Origin of the sequence: Brevibacterium salitolerans (assembly GCF_039531405.1) — a bacterium.
Classification (GTDB): Bacteria; Actinomycetota; Actinomycetes; order Actinomycetales; family Brevibacteriaceae; genus Brevibacterium; species Brevibacterium salitolerans.
In genome coordinates, this window is the sequence record NZ_BAAAPZ010000017.1 from 391,194 (window position 1) to 394,909 (window position 3,716).

Consider the following 3,716-nt stretch of genomic DNA (forward strand, 5'->3'; position numbering starts at 1 on the left):
CCTCATCGTTGTCCAGCACATCCACCGTCACCGGGCCACGCGGGTTGTTCAACGACTCATCGTTGTTCGCCTCCGGCATCACCGGGTCTTCATCAACGTATGTGATGTGTACATCCGCATAGGTTTCGTTGCCGTGGGCATCGTCAACCGTGTAGCGGATATCCGTCGGCTGGCCGTCAAAGCCCTCCTCGGGCGTGAAGGTGATCGAACCATCCTCGTTCACCGTCCACGCACCCTCACCAGGAACCGTGAGCTCCTTCACCGGCTCACCGGACTCAGGATCAGTGATATTCACCGTTGAGGGATCGAGATCAGCCGAATCATTGTCAAGCACATCCACAGTTACTGCTTCACCACGCGGGTTATTCAGCGACTCGTCGTCCTCAGCCATCGGCAGATAGTCAATCTCGACAGTGGCGCCGGTCTCGTTGCCATTGACATCCTCGACCGTGTAATCAATCGGCGTCGGGTCACCCGTGAAACCGTCCTCAGGCGTGAAGGTGATCGACCCATCGTCGTTCACCGTCCACACACCCTCACCAGGAACCACCAGCTCCTTCACCGGCTCACCGGACTCAGGATCAGTGATATTCACCGTTGAGGGATCGAGATCGCCCTCATCGTTCTCAAGGACCTGCACCATCACCGGGTCACCCTGCGGGTTGTCCTCGGACAGGTCGTCGTGCGCCTGCGGCGGATCCACATAGGTGACAACCACATTCGCCGTCACCTCGTTGCCCTCAGTGTCCTGAACCGTGTAAGCGATATCCGTCGGCTGACCCTCAAAGCCCTCCTCCGGAGTGAACGTGATCGACCCATCGTCGTTCACCGTCCACACACCCTCACCAGGAACCGTGAGCTCCTTCACCGGATTACCATCCGGATCCGTGATGTTCACCGTGGACGGGTCCAAGTTGTCAGAGTCGTTCTCCAGCACATTCAGCGTGACAGCTTCACCACGCGGGTTGTCCAACGACTCATCATCAGACGCCTCAGGCAGATACGTCACGACAACATTCGCGCCCGTCTCATTACCCTCAGTGTCCTCAACCGTGTACGCCACCGGCGTCGGATTACCCAAGAAACCCTCCTCAGGCGTGAACGTAATCGCACCCGTCTCCGGATCCACCGTCCACACACCCTCACCAGGAACCGTGAGCTCCTTCACCGGATTACCATCCGGATCAGTCAGGTTCACCGTCGTCGGATCCAGATCACCCGAATCATTCGCCAACGGATCAACCGTCACCGTCGAACCAGGCTCATTGTTCAGCGACTCATCATCCGTCGCCGCAGGCGCATCCGGATCCACATAGGTGACAACCACGCCTGCACTGTCCTGGTTGCCGTTCGAGTCCTCCACCGTGTACGTAATCGGCGTCGGATCACCCTCGAAACCATCCTCGGGCGTGAACGTGATCGACCCATCGTCGTTCACCGTCCACACACCCTCACCAGGAACCACCAGCTCCTTGACAGGGTTACCCTCAGGATCGCTGATGTTCACCGTGGAGGGGTCATAATCGCCCTCGTCATTTTCGAGCACGTTCACCGTCACCGGCTCACCAAGGGGGTTATCCAGTGACTCGTCATCGTTGGCTACCGGAGCGTCAGCATCCAGATACGTCACTACGACGTTTGCAGTCACCTCGTTACCGTCGGCATCCTCGACCGTGTACGCGATCGGCGTCGGATCACCCTCGTACCCTTCCTCGGGCGTGAAGGTGATATCACCCGTCTCCGGATCAACCGTCCACGTCCCCTCACCCGGCACCGCGAGTTCCTTCACAGGCTCACCGGAATCAGGATCAGTGATGTTGACGGTTGAGGGAAGAAGCGCACCCTCGTCGTTACTCAAAACGGGCACCCTGACTGCGGTGCCACTCTCGTTGTCCAACGATTCGTCGTCGTTCGCAGCAGGCGGAGTGGCTTCATCAACGTAGGTCACAACGACCTCAGCGCTCGAAACGGTGCCAGCCTCATCTTCAACGGTGTAGCCGATTGGCGTCGGATCACCCTCGAAACCTTCCTCAGGCGTGAAGGTAATCGACCCATCGTCGTTCACCGTCCACACGCCCTTACCCGGAACGGTCAGCTCCTTCACCGGCTCACCGGACTCAGGATCAGTGATATTCACCGTCGACGGATCAAATTCACCCTCGTCATTGCCGAGCACGTCCACCGTCACCGGCTCACCACGAGGGTTGTTCAACGACTCATCGTCGTAGGCCTCTGGCAGGTAGGTCACGATGATGTTCGCGGTGACTTGTTCTCCGTCGGGATCCTCAGCGGTATAGGCAACTGGAGTCGGGTCACCGGTGTAGCCGTCCTCCGGCACGAACGTGACTGAACCGTCCTCGTTCACCGTCCAGACGCCCTCACCTGGAACTGTCAACTCCTTCACCGGCTCACCGGAATCAGGGTCAACGAGGTTCACTGTCGACGGATCGAGGTTTCCAGTGTCATTGTCCAGCACTGGGATCGTAACGGTTTCGCCCACCTCATGCTCATCCGAGCGGTCATCGTTCGCGATCGGCGCGTCTTCGACCTGCGTCTGGACCTGATAGTCCTCCACCTCACCGGAGAATGTCGTCCCGGTGGCGCCAAAGGCCTCACCCGGATCAGCGATCCTCAGGCGCATGAAGGTCGTACTGGCGCCCACTGTCGCGTCACCCGGCACCCGCCAATCGAGGGTGATGGTTTCCTCACCCTCACCACAGGTGACCGTGTTGGAGCGCTCCCCTTCATCGAAGGTCCCGTTGCCGTTCCAGTCAAACCAGCCAGCGACATCGCCAGGCCCCACACACTTGATCTCCGGCGAGGTGAAAGGCTGACCGCGCTTTGCCTCGAGGGAGGCAGGGATGACAATGGAATCCTCGTCATCGGCACCGTTCTGGTCGTCACCCCTTGCGTCGGGACTGAACCGCTGGTTCGCCTCGGGGTCGAGTCGATCGCCAAGCCTGGGAGTAGGCTGGGCGAGAGTCGTGTCGGCCGGAGCACTTCCGAATGCCTGCGTATGCCCCATAGGGAGTTCGCCCCCTTGGAACATCCCGGACGACAACGCTCCGGCATTTCCATAGCTTTCCGGTGCATCACCGAAATCAGCGAAGTGCACCACACCGATGGCCAGCGCCGAGACGGCTCCATTGTTCGACCAGAGCGAGAAGGTGGCCGAATCCACGTTTTCCATCATCGAGACCACGATCGGGCCGCCGGGAGAACCACTACATTGATCCGTGGTTGACATCATCCGGAGGCGTTCATCGTCGTACCGGCTGACCCAGGTGCCGGTGTTACAACCGGGGGTGCGCGTGCGCTCCATGATGCGCCATGTCACGTCGTCCGGATTGTCCGGGGTAGCAGAGATGCTCTCCTGCTGCCCGTTAGGCTGGTAGTTGTTCTGCTCCGCGTCCGCAAAGACGAGGCCCTGCATAGGGTAGGGGCGGCCGTCAACGTCAGCTTCACAGGCCACGTGGAACGACATGTTTCCAGGGTTGCGCGGGTTCTGCCCGTTGGAGATACCAGCGACCAGCTGGTTGTTTCCGCCAGTCCCGCCGATGTTGTAGAGATCGTCCAGGGCGTCACCCTGCCACGAGCCGGAACGATACCGGAACACATCTCCAGCGCCATCGTCAGCCACGATATTGGTGGCTCTTGGGACATTGGGTGGGGGTCATGGGGTGAGTCCGCCGGCGGCGAGGAGCACGCGGAGGCGG

The 3,716-nt window shown here is 60.0% G+C and carries 1 protein-coding gene; it reads right to left on the bottom strand.

Annotated elements, in window-relative coordinates; translation table 11 throughout:
- The coding region (locus tag ABD240_RS14940; protein ID WP_344338135.1) for a CshA/CshB family fibrillar adhesin-related protein at positions 1-3,640 on the bottom strand (3,640 nt) is incomplete at its 3' end.
- Between the last annotated feature and the right edge of the window lie 76 nt (positions 3,641-3,716).